The 18,112-nt window shown below is 35.4% G+C and carries 13 protein-coding genes; 8 read left to right on the top strand and 5 right to left on the bottom strand.

Translation table 11 applies throughout. The features are described from left to right. Positions 1-30: 30 nt before the first annotated feature. Positions 31-1,494, bottom strand: a complete 1,464-nt coding sequence (locus MNO09_RS28010; protein ID WP_088106820.1) for a sensor histidine kinase — start codon at positions 1,492-1,494, stop codon at positions 31-33. A gap of 65 nt (positions 1,495-1,559) precedes the next feature. Continuing rightward, positions 1,560-2,231: a response regulator transcription factor gene (locus tag MNO09_RS28005; RefSeq protein ID WP_000238953.1), complete on the bottom strand. Its 672-nt coding sequence runs from the start codon at positions 2,229-2,231 to the stop codon at positions 1,560-1,562. A gap of 329 nt (positions 2,232-2,560) precedes the next feature. Between MNO09_RS28005 and MNO09_RS28000 the strand changes: the two genes are divergently transcribed. Continuing rightward, a complete protein-coding gene (locus MNO09_RS28000) occupies positions 2,561-2,683 on the top strand; it encodes a hypothetical protein (protein WP_001068388.1) in 123 nt (40 codons plus the stop codon). Between the two features lie 360 nt (positions 2,684-3,043). Here MNO09_RS28000 and MNO09_RS27995 read toward each other — a convergent pair whose 3' ends face one another. Further along, complete coding sequence (locus MNO09_RS27995) at positions 3,044-3,550, bottom strand: GNAT family N-acetyltransferase (RefSeq protein WP_000405879.1); 507 nt, start codon at positions 3,548-3,550, stop codon at positions 3,044-3,046. 230 nt (positions 3,551-3,780) lie between these two features. Continuing rightward, on the bottom strand, positions 3,781-4,587 hold the full coding sequence (gene fdhD, locus MNO09_RS27990) for a formate dehydrogenase accessory sulfurtransferase FdhD (protein WP_070169393.1): 807 nt from the start codon (positions 4,585-4,587) through the stop codon (positions 3,781-3,783). A 300-nt stretch (positions 4,588-4,887) separates the two neighbouring features. Between fdhD and fdhF the strand changes: the two genes are divergently transcribed. The 7 genes from fdhF to MNO09_RS27955 all read left to right on the top strand — a co-directional run bounded on the left by fdhF (position 4,888) and on the right by MNO09_RS27955 (position 16,400). Next, positions 4,888-7,824: a formate dehydrogenase subunit alpha gene (fdhF, locus tag MNO09_RS27985; protein WP_000840694.1), complete on the top strand. Its 2,937-nt coding sequence runs from the start codon at positions 4,888-4,890 to the stop codon at positions 7,822-7,824. A gap of 12 nt (positions 7,825-7,836) precedes the next feature. Beyond that, positions 7,837-8,319 carry a helical membrane plugin domain-containing protein gene (locus tag MNO09_RS27980; protein ID WP_001040530.1) on the top strand — a complete coding sequence of 161 codons (483 nt, stop codon included), beginning with the start codon at positions 7,837-7,839 and terminating at the stop codon, positions 8,317-8,319. A 158-nt stretch (positions 8,320-8,477) separates the two neighbouring features. Then, positions 8,478-10,349 carry a glycerophosphoryl diester phosphodiesterase membrane domain-containing protein gene (locus tag MNO09_RS27975; protein WP_001164723.1) on the top strand — a complete coding sequence of 624 codons (1,872 nt, stop codon included), beginning with the start codon at positions 8,478-8,480 and terminating at the stop codon, positions 10,347-10,349. 369 nt (positions 10,350-10,718) lie between these two features. After that, positions 10,719-11,852: an alanine dehydrogenase gene (gene ald, locus MNO09_RS27970; RefSeq protein WP_001219749.1), complete on the top strand. Its 1,134-nt coding sequence runs from the start codon at positions 10,719-10,721 to the stop codon at positions 11,850-11,852. A 103-nt stretch (positions 11,853-11,955) separates the two neighbouring features. Next, on the top strand, positions 11,956-13,371 hold the full coding sequence (locus MNO09_RS27965; RefSeq protein ID WP_001284886.1) for an amino acid permease: 1,416 nt from the start codon (positions 11,956-11,958) through the stop codon (positions 13,369-13,371). Between the two features lie 266 nt (positions 13,372-13,637). Then, positions 13,638-14,015: an ArsR/SmtB family transcription factor gene (locus MNO09_RS27960; RefSeq protein ID WP_000918377.1), complete on the top strand. Its 378-nt coding sequence runs from the start codon at positions 13,638-13,640 to the stop codon at positions 14,013-14,015. 24 nt (positions 14,016-14,039) lie between these two features. After that, a complete protein-coding gene (locus MNO09_RS27955; RefSeq protein ID WP_000796602.1) occupies positions 14,040-16,400 on the top strand; it encodes a heavy metal translocating P-type ATPase in 2,361 nt (786 codons plus the stop codon). A gap of 202 nt (positions 16,401-16,602) precedes the next feature. Here MNO09_RS27955 and MNO09_RS27950 read toward each other — a convergent pair whose 3' ends face one another. After that, on the bottom strand, positions 16,603-18,066 hold the full coding sequence (locus MNO09_RS27950; RefSeq protein ID WP_000222884.1) for a nicotinate phosphoribosyltransferase: 1,464 nt from the start codon (positions 18,064-18,066) through the stop codon (positions 16,603-16,605). Positions 18,067-18,112: the final 46 nt, after the last annotated feature.

Here is an 18,112-nt window from a genome sequence, read left to right as displayed (position 1 = left end):
TTTACTACTACTGGTGTTTTCACACGCATCTTATTCAAAAGGTAGCTCGATTATAAAGTTTGTTCCTACTCCTAATTGGCTTGTTACTAGAATGGAACCGTTATGCAATTCTACAATTTCTTTTGCAACAGCTAGCCCGATGCCTTTTCCACCAGTAGCTCTCGTTCTGGATTTATCAACACGATAAAAACGATCAAAAATATGCGGGATATCTTCTTCAGGAATACCTTCGCCTTCATCGGCTACACTTATTATAAAAGAATCTGTTTCTGTGAGCACGCGTATCGTAATAGTTGTGTTTTCTGGCGAATGTTGATAAGCATTGTGTAATAAATTTAACATAACTTGTTCCATACGTCTTTCGTCTATGCAAACTTCTAAATCATCTTTGCAATATACATGGAGTTGCATTTGTTTATTTGTTAATGTTGTTTTTGTTTTTTCAACCATTCGTTCTAAAAATGGTTGAAGAATCACTTTTTGTTTTTTTATAACAAACTGGTGTTGTTCTAATTGCACCAGCATAAATAAATCTTGGACGAGATCGGTTACACTATCAGTTTCATCCTCAATGATCTGTAAGTATTCTTCACGCTCTTCCTTCGTTAAAGACTCCCTCTTTGCTACCTTCGCATAACCTTTCATATAGGTCAATGGAGTTAATAGTTCATGGGCAACACTAGCGAGAAATTCATTCCGTTCTTTTTTCATATAAGTCAGTTCACTGGATAAATCTTCAATCGTTTTTGCTAAGCTTCCAAGTTCATCATTCCGTTTAATACCTAATTGAATTGGCGTATTTAATTTTGACATTTTTTCTGTCGCCCTCTTCATTTTTATAAGTGGTTCTGTAATAACACGCGAAAAAACAAAGACAGAAATAGTAGTCAAAATAATTGTCAAAACACCAATGATAAGAAATTGCTTCATGAGTTTAAGTAACATATTTTCTAAGAAAGATGTTTTTAATAACATATATAACTTCCCTTGAAACTCTGCTGTGTTAAGTGGGCTTACCGTTGTGATGAATTTTGATTTTTTCCAGTTCTTTTCGACGATCAATCCGCCTTTTGGAATAGGTTCTGTTTTACAAGTAAGTTGCTTCTGCATTGCCTTTGTTACGGGTTCTGAAGTGGAAATAATTTTGCCATTATTGTCTGTTAGTATGATAGCTATATCAGAGTTAGCAATTAATTCTGATTCTACTAAGTGTGCAGCTGCATCCGCGATATCGAAATCTGGATACATAGGACGGTTAGGGTTTTTATTGTATTCAGCGCGTTCGGGGTGTTGCTTTTCTTTAGCAATTGCATTCCGCTTTGTGCGGCTTGTAATTTTTTTACTATAGCGATTACTTTTTTCTAAAAGAGCAAGTGTTTCTTCCTCAATCCGCATTGTTGAAATGCTTTTGTAAAAAGATACAAAAGCAATTGTTTCAATACATAAAGCTAATATTAAAAAGTATGTCCCAATTTTAAGTGAAAGTTTACTCATTTTCTCACCATACCTTATTTCATATAAAGGGTCAGTGGTATACTATTGTCCACTGACCGAAGTAATTATTCACTTTTCCATTTATATCCGACTTTATAGACAGTTTCTAAGTAATTTTCAACTGGAAATCCTTTTTTGCGTAATTTATCACGGATATTGCGAATATGTGAATCGATTGTTCTATATTCAATGTCTGTTTCATAACCCCAAATTTTTTCGATTAAATCATCTCGGCTATAAGCACGGTTTGTATTTTGTAAAAATAGTCCAAGTAAAGAAAATTCGATAGGAGTTAGTGAAATTTTTTCATCATATACTGTGACAGTATGTTTCGTTTTATCCCACTCAATACCATTGAAGCTAACGAAGCCATCTTTCTTTGTACGGCGTAATATAGCTTCGATTCTTGCAACTAATACATGCTCATCAAATGGTTTTGTAATATAGTCATCCGCGCCCATAGTAAGACCTTTCACCATATCATAATTTTGATTACGAGCTGTTAGCATAATGATTGGAACGTTGGAAATTTGACGGATTTGATAACAAGTATCCCATCCATCCATAGTTGGCATCATAACATCTAACAAAATAATATCGAAGTCTTTTTGTTCTATTAACTTTAGTGCTTCAAGGCCAGAGGTAGCTTTCATACAAAAATAGCCGCGAGGGCTTAAGAAAAGATCTAATAATCGTAACATGCGTTCTTCATCGTCTACTAATAAAATTTTTACCATTATCTTGTGCACCCCAAACTGTTCATTCTACTTGTATAGTTTACATGAAAATAATAAAAAACTCTTTTTATGTGATTGAGTGGAAGAGTTATTTTTCGCTCAGAGTAATTGACATAAAAAATGCACTAGTTTTGCACAACTATTTTTTATAATAGAAAACGTAGCGACACAAAATACCCTATGTTGCGACATAACGTCATGTCATTTTATTTATAAAATGACAATTCCATTCTATTGTGTATGTGAGATAGAGAGGGTTTTCGTATTCACCTCGCATCGGATAAGAAAAATTTCCTATCTCACACTTTTTTTAAAAGGAGATCATACACATGAATCCAAAAGAAGAAATTTCAAAAAAAGAAAAGCAAGATCGTAATACGGTTGTCATGTGCATTGCCGTATCTATGGTTATTATTATAAGTTGTGTAAATAAAATTTTGGGGATTTTATAATATAAAAAAAGCTTATTGCTTCTTAAGAAGCAATAAGCTTTTTTCATTATTAGGGAAATAGTTCTATATAATAAACCAAGGTAAAATCGCTAACCCAGAAGTTACAATCGCTATAGTAAATATTAAAAGCATAGCTCGTTTGTTTTGTTTCATGTCACATTCTCCTTTATATATCAATTGAATGCTATACGTTCATTTCATGATTGGTGCCTCACTAATTAAAGTGTCACTTTATACTTTTAGTATAATGAATGGAAAGGTTTGGTACGATCGATAAAGGTGACATGAAGATTACATTGTTGTAATGAAAAAAGCACCTTCCTTAATAAGAAGATGCTTTTAAAAAACTATATTGAAGTATTAATCATTTAAGAACAGAACCATATGTTCCTCGTCCCAATATTGCCCGTTATGTTTTAATGAACGCTCTTGTACGCCGTAAGTTTGGAAGCCTAATGATTCATATAATTTTTTTGCAGCATTGTTACCAACTACAACATCGAGCATAAGTTGTTCTACATGTAGTTTATCGGCATTTTCAATAATTGCTTTAATTAGAGCTCGTCCTGCTCCAAGGCCACGCGCTTTTGGGGAAACAAAAACGGAACCGATTTTTGCTTTATGTTCTTGTTTAATGAAAGGCTTTGTTTCTAAAGTAGAAATGCCGATTAAATCGTTATCTTTGAAGACCCCTAGAGTATACTTATCCGGATTGCTTAATCGTTTTGCCATAGCAGCTACAGGATCCTCATGTTTAAGAACATCTTCATAAGAAGAGCTAAAAGCTTCCGGGTTCTTCGTTAAACCTTCCATACAAACTTTTAAATATATTTCTGCGTCCTCTGTCGTTAATAAGCGAATTTCCATAGTTATAACCTCCTTGGTCGATTTCAAATCAAATAAATCCATTACTTCAATAAGATTGTGTATGCGTTTTGTTAACAGTCTCTTTTAATTTGTAAAAGAATGAAAAGATATATGCTACAATGTTTTGTTTTTAATATGTAATGAAATTATATATTAACTTCATTAACTATTCAAGCCTTTAATATATTACATTTTTATAACTAAAATAACTCCTCAACCGAGGAGTTATTTTAGTTATTCGATTGATAACCATCAATTCGATGTGGATGTGTGTAAATATTGCAAGATTCATTTCTAATAAATCCTACGACTGTAATGCCTAAATCATGAGCGAGTTGTAATGCTAATTTTGTTGGAGCGGATTTAGATAGAACCATTTCACATCCGATTTTTGAAACTTTGAGTAAAATTTCGGATGAAATACGCCCACTAAATGCAATGATTTTTTCTTTAACAGATATATCGTTGCGCAAACAATGGCCATATATTTTATCTAATGCATTATGTCTTCCGATATCCATTCTTGATAGGAGGATATTGTTTCGATCACATAGCGCGGTATTGTGAACCCCGCCGGTTTGGCGAAAGGTAGTGGAAGATTGTTGTAAAGTATTCATTAAGTAAAAGCATTCTTCAGGAGTAATTTTTACATGTATATCATGTAAATCTTTTGCTTTTGCTGCATCGTTAACGAAAATAAAACCTTGTCTACCTTTTCCGCAGCAAGAAGTGATGTATCGTTTATTATATAAAGTTTGATAGAGTGGATTTACTTTTGATGATGTTACATGGACAATTCCGTTATCTTTTTGCACCCATAGCTCTTCAACATCTTTATAGGAAGCAATAATTCCTTCAGAAATTAAAAAACCAATTACCATATCTTCAATATAATTTGGTGTGCATACAACTGTTACATATTCTTCACCATTTAATTTAATAGTAATAGGAGATTCTGTAACAATCTCATCCAGTTGTTTTGAAAATGTACCAGATTGATAGCGTACAATTGTATAAGTCTCTTGCGTAGGCCCCATATTTAATTCCCCTTTTATATGTATTTCTCTCCCATATTTATCATAAAACAATGGGGAAATAAAAACACCTATTAGCAAGGAAATCACAGATTATTTTGGTTATTATTGTATATGTACGATATAATAGAACCGTAGAATAGTGATATTTTCAAGCTTTCGTAGTTATACCTTATAACATCTAGAATCGACTTCATAAGAAAAGTATTCGGGCAGAGCGTTTCAAAAATATGTACAGTAATGCGATTTTGAAAACGGATTCATAATTGTGTTGTACAGTTGGTTGTAAGGAGAGGGGAAACTATGGCAGAACAGACAGTCCGTGTAACCGTGGATGGTAAAGAATTTTCCACATCGGGTGAAAAGACGATACTACAATTATTTAACGAGAGTAATTTGGAACATCCTCAAATTTGTCATGTACCAGAAGTAGATCCAATTCAAACTTGTGATACGTGTATTGTAGAAGTAAATGGGAAGTTATTACGTGCTTGTTCAACGAAATTAGAAAACGGTATGCATATCGAAAGACAGTCCCAGCGTGCGAAAGAGGCACAGACTGAGGCAATGGATCGAATATTAGAGAATCATTTATTGTATTGTACCGTTTGTGATAACAATAATGGTAACTGTAAAGTTCATAACACGGTACATATGATGGGAATTGAAGAACAGAAATATCCGTATGAGCCGAAAGTAAGTGCTTGTGAAGTAGATATGTCACATCCGTTTTATCGGTATGATCCAAATCAATGTATTGCTTGTGGACAGTGTGTAGAAGTATGTCAAAACTTACAGGTTAATGAAACTATATCGATAGACTGGAACTTAGATCGTCCACGTGTTATATGGGATCATGGTGTAAGCATAAATGACTCATCTTGTGTAAGTTGTGGGCAGTGTGTAACAGTATGTCCATGTAATGCGTTAATGGAAAAAACAATGCTAGGTGAAGCTGGGTTCATGACTGGATTAAAACCAGATGTGTTAGATCCGATGATTGATTTTGTAAAGGATGTAGAGCCTGGATATAGTAGTATTTTAGCGGTTTCAGAAGTAGAGGCTGCGATGCGTAAGACGAAAGTTAATAAAACAAAAACAGTTTGTACATTTTGTGGTGTCGGTTGTTCCTTTGAAGTATGGACAAAAGATCGTCATATATTAAAAGTACAACCTGTTTCAGATGCACCTGTTAATGGTATTTCCACATGTGTAAAAGGTAAATTTGGATGGGACTTTGTAAATAGTGAAGATCGAATTACGAAGCCATTAATTCGCCAAGGAGATATGTTTGTTGAAGCTTCATGGGAAGAAGCATTAGAAGTTGTTGCTTCTAACATGCAGCATATTAAATCTCAATATGGCAGCGATGCGTTTGGATTCATTTCTTCATCGAAAGTAACGAATGAAGAAAATTACCTTATGCAAAAACTAGCCCGACAAATATATGGAACGAATAATGTGGACAATTGTTCTCGTTATTGTCAATCTCCAGCGACAGACGGTTTATTTAAAACTGTCGGTATGGGCGGGGATGCTGGAACAGTGAAAGATATAGCTGAAGCAGGCCTTGTTATTATCGTTGGTGCGAATCCAACAGAAGGACATCCTGTACTTGCGACGAGAGTAAAACGTGCTCATAAATTACACGAGCAAAAACTGATTGTAGCAGACCTTCGTAAACATGAAATGGCAGAGCGTGCGGATTTATTTATTCATCCGCGCCAAGGTACGGATTACGTATGGCTTGCTGGTATTACGAAATATATTATTGATCAAGATTGGCACGATAAAAAGTTTTTAGCTGAAAATGTGAAGAACTTTGATGAATATAGCAAAATGTTAGAAAAGTATACGCTCGATTATACAGAAGAAATTACGGGGATTTCTAAAGCTCAGTTAAAAGAAATGGCCCGTATGGTATATGAAGCAGATGGTACTTGTATACTTTGGGGAATGGGTGTAACGCAAAATACAGGAGGAAGTACGACATCAGCAGCAATTTCAAATTTACTACTTGTTACGGGTAACTATCGTCGTCCTGGTGCAGGTGCATACCCATTACGAGGACATAATAACGTACAAGGTGCTTGTGATATGGCAACATTACCAAACTGGCTTCCTGGTTATCAAGCAGTATCAGATGATACGCTTCGTGCGAAATTTGAAAAAGCATACGGTACAACTATTCCGAAAGCACCAGGATTAAATAATATTGCAATGTTACTTGCAGCGGAAGAAGGAAAACTACGCGGTATGTATGTCATGGGTGAAGAAATGGCTTTAGTCGATTCAAATGCGAACCATGTGCAACATATTCTATCAAATTTAGACTTCCTCGTTGTTCAAGATATGTTCTTATCAAAAACAGCTCGTTTTGCTGATGTTATTTTACCGGCAGCACCAAGCTTAGAAAAAGAAGGAACGTTTACGAATACAGAGCGCCGTATTCAAAGATTATATGAAGTATTGAAACCGCTTGGTGATTCCAAACCAGACTGGTGGATTTTGCAAAAAGTTGCTCGTGCACTGGGCGGGGATTGGAATTACGAAAGTCCAAGTGAAATTATGGACGAAATCGCATCACTTGCACCGTTATACTCTCAAGCGACGTATGACCGTCTAGAAGGATGGAATAGTTTATGTTGGGGTAGTCATGATGGTAGCGATACACCGCTATTATATGTAGACGGATTTAACTTCCCAGATAAACTTGCTCGTTTATCATTAGATGAATGGGTACCACCGGTTGTAGCGCCAGATGAGTATGATTTACTTTTAAATAATGGTCGTATGCTAGAACATTTCCATGAAGGGAATATGACGAATAAGTCGGCTGGTATTTTATCTAAAGTATCTGAAGTATTCGTTGAAATTTCACCTGAACTCGCTATAGAGCGCAATGTGAAAGATGGTGGTCTTGTAGAATTAGCATCACCATTTGGGAAAATTAAAGTACAAGCGCTTATTACTGATCGTGTAACGGGGAAAGAGCTATATTTACCAATGCATGCAACAGTAAATGAAGAGGCAATCAATATTTTAACTGGGACGGCAACAGACCTTTATACGTGTACACCAGCATATAAACAAACGATGGTGAAAATGCGTGTGTTACGTGAAAAAGGAAATCGTCCGTTACCATCTTCAAACCCGCGAGATAAAAAGCGTAATCCGCAAAATGGTGTTGAAATCGAGCAAAAGTGGCAAAGAAAACAATACGTATCACTTGTGGACTAGGGGGCGGAGAGAATGGCGAAAGAAATTACGTTAATAAAAAAGAAAGTTGTAACAGAGGAAGAGCAGAAACAGCAAGTAGCAGATGAACTTCTAAATGAGCTATCTAATAATCGTGAAGCAGTAGAAGAAACGATGCAGCTTTTAGCACAGTTGCAGAAGGCTGGTATATTAGATGCAGCGATTAGTTTACTTGCTGCGAAGGAAGATGTTTCAAAAATCGCTGTGGAGCAATTAAATCGTGAATCCGTTAAAAATGCACTCAACAATATGATGGGGGCGGGGGAAGCGCTATCCGCAGTTGACCCAGAAGTAACAAAGCAAATCACATCGAGTTTAGTTACTGGATTGCAATTTGCAACAGATGAATTAAATAGTGGGAAAAAAACAAAAGTGATGGATTTCTTTAAAGTGTTAAAAGATCCAGATATCAATAGAGCCATTACATTCGGTTTTAGCTTCTTGAAAGCATTTGGGCAAGGATTAGAGAAAAAATAGAGTAAATGAAAAAGTGATGGGAAGTAGCCATCACTTTTTTCATTGTATGTATAAGAGTGTTCATGTTAAGCGGAATATATTATTATTATTATAAAGATGGATTGGAAATGGAAATATGGAATCCATCTCAAATATCGTTTTAGAATGTGGAGGAATATATGCAACACCGTAAAAGACTATCTATACCAGAGGTAATGGGACATTCCTTTCAAACAGTTAGATTTGCTTTTTGGAATGTATTAACCTTTCAACTTGCTTATAAATTATTAGCAGCGATTGTATTTGTTCCGCTATTTGGGATTATTTTTAATAAGTTATTGTATTTTGGTGGTTATGCAAATGCGACGAATGATGAATTATTAGCGTTTTTAAAGACACCATACGGCATTTTGGCAATCGTAATTTTATCATTGTTAGCACTGTTTCTTATCTTTACGGAATTTGCAGTACTTATTATTATTTCGTACTTCGCTCATAAAAGACAAAAGGTGAAATTACGTCCGATTTTATATAAAACTGTAACGTATTTACCTACTCTGTTCACATATTGCTTACCAGGATTTATTTTATATGCTGTCGTATTGTTACCCCTTTTAAATATTGGATATGAAACGGCATTGATTCCGCAAATTCAAATTCCTAACTTTATTACAGGAGAACTGTTTAAGACAACGATGGGACAGGTTGGTTATTACACATTTTTTGCTGTAGTTGCATATTTGAACCTTCGCTGGATTTTTGTTCTACCTATTGTTGTTTTAGAGCAAAAGCCGTTTCGCACAGCAGCACGTAAAAGTGCAACGTTAGTAAAAGAAAGTTTTTTAAAAGTACTATTCTTTTTAGTAGGATTTTTTATTTCAATAGGGATTGTGTACGGTGTATTTTTTGGAATGTATTTATTGTGTCTATGGGGCATGTACGAATTTACAAATCCACAGGGAACATTTGCATTATTAGCGGAATCAACAATGTCTGTATTTTTAACGAGTACATTGTATTTATTTAGTTTTATCGTGACGCCATTTTATATTATGGCAATAACACGATTATATTTACAAAAGGTTCCGGTTGAAGATGTTTTATTAGAAGAAGGATTAGATTATTCGAAAACGAAAGCAGATAAATGTTTCTTCCAAAAACATCGTTGGAAATTTATTGGCGTATATATTGTAGGAATTATTACTGCGGGAATGGTTGTTGCTTTCATTGTGACCTTTATTACAAACACATATAAAGAACCAATTATTATGGCGCATCGTGGTTATATTTCAAAAGGTGTAGAGAATACGAAAGAAGCTGTGCAGGGGGCTATTGATGCGAAAGCAGACTACGCTGAAATTGATGTACTGCAAACGAAAGACGGTGAACTAGCAGTTATACATGATTTGAAGCTAAAACGTCTTGCTAATGCTAATGTTCATGTGTCAGATTTAACGATGGATGAGTTAAGGCAGCTTACTCTTAGTCAAGACGGATTGTCAGGACAAATAAGTACGCTGGATGAAATCATTAAGCTGTCAAAGGACAAAATTAAACTTAATATTGAAGTGAAGCTTCATGGTGGCGAAAAAGATTTCGTAAACAAAGTATTAAAAGCGATTAAAGATAATGAATTTGAGAAGCAATGTGTCATTCAAACGCTACACTATCCGCTTATTAAAGAGTTTAAACGTGCAAATCCAAATATAAAAGTAGGATATATACTGTATGCAAGTAGAGCCAACTTAAAGAATGTGAAAGCTGATTTTTATGTAGCGGAAGAATACATGTTAAATAAGAAATTAGTAAAAGAAGCAAGGAAGTTAAATAAGCCAATTTACGTATGGACGGTAAACGATATGGAAAGTTTAAAGGGATATTATAAGTTAAACGTAGATGGTATCATTACCGATTATCCTGAAGATGCACGTGAAACAATTAAGATGTTAAAAGAACAAGAAGCGGAAGAAAGTGATCTGTTTGATAAAATTAGTGAAACAACAGATGATTTATTTTCCAAGTTATTTATAAGTTATCCAGCTGCTGGCTAAATGCCTGCAGCTGTTTTTTTATGAAAAGAATATATCCCTAAAGTATTGTACAAATTATTAACTGTATATGTATACGGAATCACTCGGGTTTCTTACATTGTTACATTATTGTCGAATAATAAGTGAATGCTGCTTATTTTTAGGGAGTATAATAAAAATAGAGTGATAGATAATGAAATGGAGCGAGGATGCTAATAGAATCAATGTTCCATATATTTACACTATTCTAAATATATAAACTTTTAAAAAATGATATGTTAGCGTTTTCATAACTTTTAAGTTATGCTAGAATAAGGACATAAGTTATTAATTATTACAAAAAGAAAAAAGACTTTCTTTTTTCTGTTAATTATAAGGGGGCATTTCATTATGCGTATTGGGGTACCAGCAGAAATTAAAAACAACGAAAACCGTGTGGCAATGACACCAGCAGGTGTTGTACATTTAATTCGTAACAATCACGAGGTATTCATTCAAAAGGGTGCAGGTCTAGGATCTGGTTTCACAGATGCTCAGTATGTTGAAGCAGGAGCGAAAATTGTTGATACGGCTGAAGAAGCTTGGAACATGGAAATGGTTATGAAAGTTAAGGAACCAGTTGAAAGCGAATACAAACACTTCAGCGAAGGTTTAATCTTATTCACATACTTACACTTAGCTCCAGAACCAGAATTAACAAAAGCGTTAATTGAGAAGAAAGTTGTTGCGATTGCATACGAAACAGTACAATTAGAAAACCGTTCTCTACCATTACTTGCACCTATGAGTGAAGTAGCTGGTCGTATGGCTGCACAAATTGGTGCACAATTCCTTGAGAAAAACAAAGGCGGTAAAGGTATCTTACTTGCAGGTGTTCCAGGGGTTAAACGTGGTAAAGTAACAATCATCGGTGGTGGACAAGCTGGTACAAATGCTGCTAAAATTGCAGTTGGACTAGGTGCGGATGTAACAATCATCGACTTAAGTGCAGAACGTCTTCGTCAATTAGATGACATTTTCGGAAACCAAGTAAAAACTTTAATGTCTAATCCTTACAATATTGCAGAAGCTGTAAAAGAGTCTGATCTTGTAATCGGTGCAGTATTAATCCCAGGTGCAAAAGCGCCAAAACTTGTAACAGAAGAAATGATTCAATCAATGGAGCCAGGTTCTGTTGTTGTAGATATCGCGATTGACCAAGGTGGTATTTTCGAAACAACTGACCGTATTACAACTCATGATAACCCAACTTACGAAAAACACGGCGTTGTTCATTATGCAGTTGCAAACATGCCAGGTGCGGTTCCACGTACATCAACTCTTGCATTAACAAACGTAACAGTACCATATGCAGTACAAATTGCTAACAAAGGCTACAAAGAAGCTTGCCTAGGCAACTCTGCATTACTAAAAGGTATTAACACATTAGACGGCTATGTAACATTCGAAGCAGTTGCAGAAGCTCACGGTGTAGAGTACAAAGGTGCTAAAGAATTATTAGAAGCAGAAACAGTATCTTGCTAATAGAAGCATTATACAAAACAAAATCGAACAATATATAAACCAACATGATAAGAGCTAAGAGTGAAGATCTCTTAGCTCTTCTTGGCAAAAGGGGGCATACATCGTGGCCAACCTATTTAAAAAGAAATCCGTTACGCAATTGTTAGGGGAAAGTAAAAGTAAAACTTTAACGAAAACGCTAGGGGCATTCGACCTAACAATGCTAGGGATTGGTGCGATAATCGGTACAGGAGTTCTAGTATTAACAGGATTAGTAGCAGCAAGAGATGCTGGTCCAGCAGTTATTTTTTCATTCATGATAGCAGCGATTGTTTGTGGATTTGCAGCATTATGTTACGCAGAGGTCGCTTCTACACTTCCTGTTTCAGGTAGTGTGTACACATACTCATATGCAACAATTGGTGAGTTTGTAGCTCATTTAATGGGATGGACATTACTATCCGTATATGTTGTAACAACTGCCGCAGTAGCTGGTGGATGGACGGGTTATTTCCATAACTTAGTGAGTGGATTGGGACTTGAAATTCCAAAAGCGTTGTTAACGATTCCAGCGCAAGGTGGTATGGTAAACTTACCAGCAGTTATCGTTACGTTAGTAATAACTTGGTTGTTATCACGAGGTACGAAAGAAAGTAAGCGTGTGAATAACATAATGGTATTAATTAAAATTGGTATTGTTGTTTTATTCATTGCAGTTGGTGTATTCTACGTGAAACCAGAAAACTGGATACCATTTGCACCGTATGGCTTAAGTGGAGTCTTTGCCGGAGGAGCAGCAGTATTCTTCGCTTTCTTAGGATTTGATGCATTAGCAACTTCTGCTGAAGAAGTGAAAAATCCGCAACGTGATCTACCGATTGGTATTATTGCTTCATTAGTCATTTGTACAATCATTTATGTTGTAGTTTGTCTCGTTATGACAGGTATGGTTTCTTACAAGGAATTAGATGTACCTGAAGCTATGGCTTATGTACTTGAAGTTGTAGGACAAGATAAAGTGGCTGGTGTAATTGCTATTGGAGCTGTAATTGGTATTATGGCTGTAATTTTCGCGTACATCTATGCTACGACACGCGTATTCTTCGCTATGAGTCGTGACGGTTTATTACCAAAATCTTTCGCGAAAATTAACAAGAAGACTGAAGCGCCAACATTTTCAGTTTGGTTAACAGGAATTGGTAGTGCTTTAATTGCTGGATTTATCGATTTAAAAGAATTGTCAAATTTAGCGAATATTGGAGCGTTATTAACATTCGCCATGGTTGGTGTAACTGTTATCATTCTTCGTAAAACGCATCCGAAATTACAACGTGGATTTATGGTACCACTTGTACCAATCTTGCCGATTATTTCAGTTGCATGTTGTCTATTCTTAATGGTAAACCTACCATTAAAAACATGGATATACTTCGGTGTTTGGTTAGCAATCGGAGTAGTTGTATACTTTGTTTATTCGAAAAAACATAGTCATTTAAAAGACGATGGAAGTTCGCAGGATAATTTAGAACAAGCTAATTAACAGCTAATTAAAAGGGATATAAGTATAGTAAGCCTTGTGCGTCTAGGGAACGCGCAAGGCTTTTTTCTTTTGTGTAAAATGTACATCCTTTTTTGTATGAGAATGTAATGGATGCAGAAAATATGTATACGTCTTATGAAAATGTGAACAAAATGTTCGAAAAAATATATGAGATTTCATTGACACATATGAATAGACGCTCATATAATAAGAGTATAAGATATATGAATGATTGTTCATATGTTCAAATGAAGAGGTGAGCTATAATGGCTGGAAATAAAGTAGAAACACCACAAGAGACATGTTCTCAAACGATAATTCATGAAGAAGTTGTTGATCAAGTAAAACAAACAATTCCAACTGATGAAAGTTTAAGTAAAGTAGCAGAATTATTTAAAGTATTAGGCGATCGTACACGTACGAGAATATTACATGCATTATTTGAAGCTGAAATGTGTGTTTGTGATTTAGCGTATTTATTAGGAATGACACAATCATCTATTTCACATCAGCTGCGTGTGTTAAAGCAAGCGAAACTTGTAAAGAATCGTAAAGAAGGAAAGGTCGTTTATTATTCGTTAGCTGACCAGCACGTAATTCATATCTTCGAGCAAGCGTTTGAACACGTAAACGAGGAAGAATAAAAAAGAACGCGAGGAGGGAGAACGATGGCTGAAGCATTAGTGAAAAAGAAACTGATGTTAGAAGGTTTAGATTGTGCGAACTGCGCAATGAAAATTGAAAAAGGTGTTGGAAATATAGAAGGAGTAAATTCTTGCTCTGTAAATTTTGCGACAAAAACAATGGTTTTAGAAACAGCACAAAATAAAGAAAGCGAAGTTGTTACAGAAGCAAAACAACTCGTTACAAAATTAGAACCGCATATTAAAGTACAAGAAGAACAAAAAAATAAAGTTGCAAAAGAAGTATTTATATTAGAAGGTTTAGATTGCGCGAACTGTGCGATGAAGATTGAAAATAAAGTGAAGGAAATGCCGGCTATTTCAGCAGCAACTGTTGATTTCGTATCAAAGAAATTAAGAGTTGAAGTAGCGAATAAAAGAGAATTAGAAGCGACTGTAGCAAATATAACAAATGTCGTACAAAAGTTAGAACCAGATGTGAAAGTCGTTCGTGAAGAAAAAGGTGGTCATGACCACGGACATAGTCACGACCATGGTGAAGCAAATGTGAAAAAGATGGTAGGACGATTAGTGGTCGGCGGAATTTTGACAGCAATTGCCGCATTAGCTGGCTTACCACAAATGATAACAATTCCGTTATTCGTCCTTGCGTATTTATTAATAGGCGGAGATATCGTTTGGAGAGCGGTAAGAAACATAACTCGCGGCCAAGTGTTCGATGAGAACTTCTTAATGGCAATTGCAACACTAGGAGCTTTTGCGATTCAACAATATTCAGAAGCTGTTGCGGTAATGCTATTCTATCAAGTAGGGGAACTATTCCAAAGTATTGCGGTCAATCGCTCCCGAAAGTCAATTACTTCATTAATGGATATCCGTCCTGATTATGCGAATGTGAAGGTTGGAAATGAAACGAAACAAGTATCACCAGAAGATGTACAAATCGGCGATTATATTATCGTGAAGCCTGGTGAGAAAGTACCATTAGACGGAAAAGTAGTTGAAGGAACATCAATGGTAGATACTTCAGCATTGACTGGTGAATCTGTACCACGTGAAGTCGAAGTTGGAAATGATGTATTAAGTGGTTTTGTGAACCAAAATGGTGTATTAACAATTGAAGTGACAAAAGAATTTGGTGAATCAACTGTATCAAAAATTTTAGATTTAGTTCAAAATGCAAGCAGTAAAAAAGCGCCAACAGAAAACTTTATTACGAAGTTCGCGCGTTACTATACTCCAGTTGTAGTTATTACAGCAGCGATCATGGCGTTTATTCCACCACTTATTTTAGAAGGAGCTACATTCTCAGAATGGATTTATAGAGCTTTAGTGTTCTTAGTAATCTCTTGTCCATGTGCGTTAGTTGTATCTATTCCTCTTGGATTCTTTGGAGGAATTGGTGGTGCATCTAAAAGTGGTGTGTTAATAAAAGGAAGTAACTATTTAGAAGCTTTAAATGATGTGAAATATATTGTTTTTGATAAAACAGGAACATTAACAAAAGGTGTCTTCAAAGTTACAAAAATGGAACCAAGCGAAGGTATTACAAATGAAGAATTATTAGAATATGCAGCATTTGCTGAAGTGTATTCTAATCATCCAATTGCACAATCTATTCGAAAGGCATATGGAAAATCAATTGATGAAAAAATAATCGATGAGTATAACGAAATTTCTGGTCACGGTACAGTCGTAAAAGTACAAGGAAAAGAAATTTTTGCAGGTAATGCTAAATTAATGAGAAAAGAAAAAATTACATTTAAGCAACCAGAAACGGTAGGTACATTAGTTCACGTTGCTGTAGATGGGGAATATGCAGGTTATATCGTTATCTCTGATGAGGTAAAAGAAGATTCAAAACAAGCAATTCAAAAATTAAAAGAACTAGGTATTAAGAAGACAGTCATGTTAACGGGTGATGCAAAATCAGTTGGTGAGGCTGTTGGTAAAGAATTAGGTTTAGATGAGGTTCACGCAGAACTATTACCGCAACAAAAAGTCGAAGAGATTGAAAAAATTGATGCGGCGAAGAACGGAAAAGTTGCTTTCGTTGGTGATGGTATTAATGACACACCGGTATTAGCAAGAGCAGATGTTGGTATTGCGATGGGTGGTTTAGGATCAGATGCAGCGATTGAGGCGGCAGACATTGTTATTATGACTGATGAGCCTTCAAAAATTGCAACAGCCTTAAATATTGCAAAACGCACACGACGCATTGTATGGCAGAATATCATCTTTGCATTAGGGGTAAAAGGATTAGTTTTATTACTTGGTGCTTTTGGTATTGCAACAATGTGGGAAGCTGTCTTCTCAGATGTTGGTGTGACACTACTTGCAGTGTTAAATGCAATGCGTGTACTACGAGTGAAAGATTTATAAAAAAGAGGACGCAACCTGCGTCCTCTTTTTTAGGTTATTTTGTTGAAATTGACTCAATAAAATAATAACAAATATTATTTTATGAATAAATAACGTAATATTAAAATTTATAAATAAAAAATATTTGTCGTACTATTTTAATATATTTTCCATAAAGATACATATCGTATTGAAAAAACAGAGAAGGAAAAGCTTCTCTGTTTTACTTTTGTATATTTTTTTCAACTTGTTCTCGAACAGTTTGAATGTAATTCATTTTATGATCCCAACATTCTTGACTTAAATCGACAGGGTACTCTTCGGGATTTAAAGTTCGCATATATTCTTCCCAAAATAGTGCGAGACTCTGTTCGTTATATTTTTGAATATCTAATATACCTGGTAGTTCATATGTTCTTTCGCCGTTAACGAAAATGTCTTTATGCAGTTCGCGTGCTTCAAAGTTTGTTACAAATTTACTTATATACGTGTGAACAGGATGAAACATTTTTAAACGTTCTTCTTTTCCTGGTTCTTCAGAATCTAATGCAATATAATCGCCTTCTGCATGATCGTTAACTCGATTGATAATGCGATAAATTCGTTTCAGTCCTGGAGTGGTAATTTTTTCAGGGTTAGATGAAATTTTAATTGTATCATTTAACTTTCCATCAGTATCTTCAATCGCAACTAGTTTATAAACGGCCCCTAACGCTGGTTGTTCAAAGGACGTAATTAATTTTGTTCCAACGCCCCATACATCAATTTTTGCGCCTTGAGATTTCAAATGCATAATTGTGTATTCATCTAAATCGCTAGAAGCAATAATTTTTGTATGTGTAAACCCAGCTTCATCTAGTAGTTTTCTTGCCTTTTTAGATAAATAAGCCATATCACCACTATCAAGGCGAATGCCGTAAAAATCGATACGATCTCCAAACTCTTTCGCGACGCGAATTGCATTTGGAACACCTGATTTTAAAGTGTCGTATGTATCAACGAGAAAGACACATTTTTTATGAGTTTCAGCGTATTTCTTAAACGCGACATATTCATCACGATACGCTTGAACGAAAGAGTGAGCGTGTGTGCCGGCTACAGGTATTCCGAAGCGTTTTCCAGCACGAACGTTACTCGTAGACGAAAATCCACCAATAAAGGCAGCACGTGTGCCCCAAAGAGCTGCATCAAACTCGTGGGCACGTCTTGTACCAAATTCTAAAAGATCATCATTATTTGCAGCATGCTTCATACGAGCAGCTTTTGTTGCAATTAATGTTTGGTAATTCACAATGTTTAACAGGGCAGTTTCAATAATTTGTGCTTCACCGAGCGGTGCATCAACACGTAATAAAGGCTCGTTATTAAATACAACTTCACCTTCTTGCATACTTCGAACCGTCCCAGTGAATTTCATATTTTGTAAATAATGAAGGAATTCTTCTTCAAATTGTAATTCTGCTAAATAAGCGATATCGCTTTCGGTAAAGCTGAAGTTTTCTATGTACTCTACAATCTTTTCAAGGCCGGCAAAAACAGCATAACCGTTCTCGAATGGAAGTTTTCGAAAGTATAAATCAAACACCGAGCGGCGATTATGAATACCATCTTTCCAATATGTATAAGCCATATTAATTTGATATAAATCTGTATGTAAGGCATAGCTATCGTCTTTATAATAAGTCATCGCGAAAACACCTCCATAATTTGGTTATAGTATACCAATTTTTCAC

Origin of the sequence: Bacillus sp. N5-665 (genome assembly GCF_022637375.2) — a bacterium.
GTDB classification, from domain to species: Bacteria; Bacillota; Bacilli; order Bacillales; family Bacillaceae_G; genus Bacillus_A; species Bacillus_A wiedmannii.
This window is presented reverse-complemented; position numbering and strand designations above follow the sequence as displayed.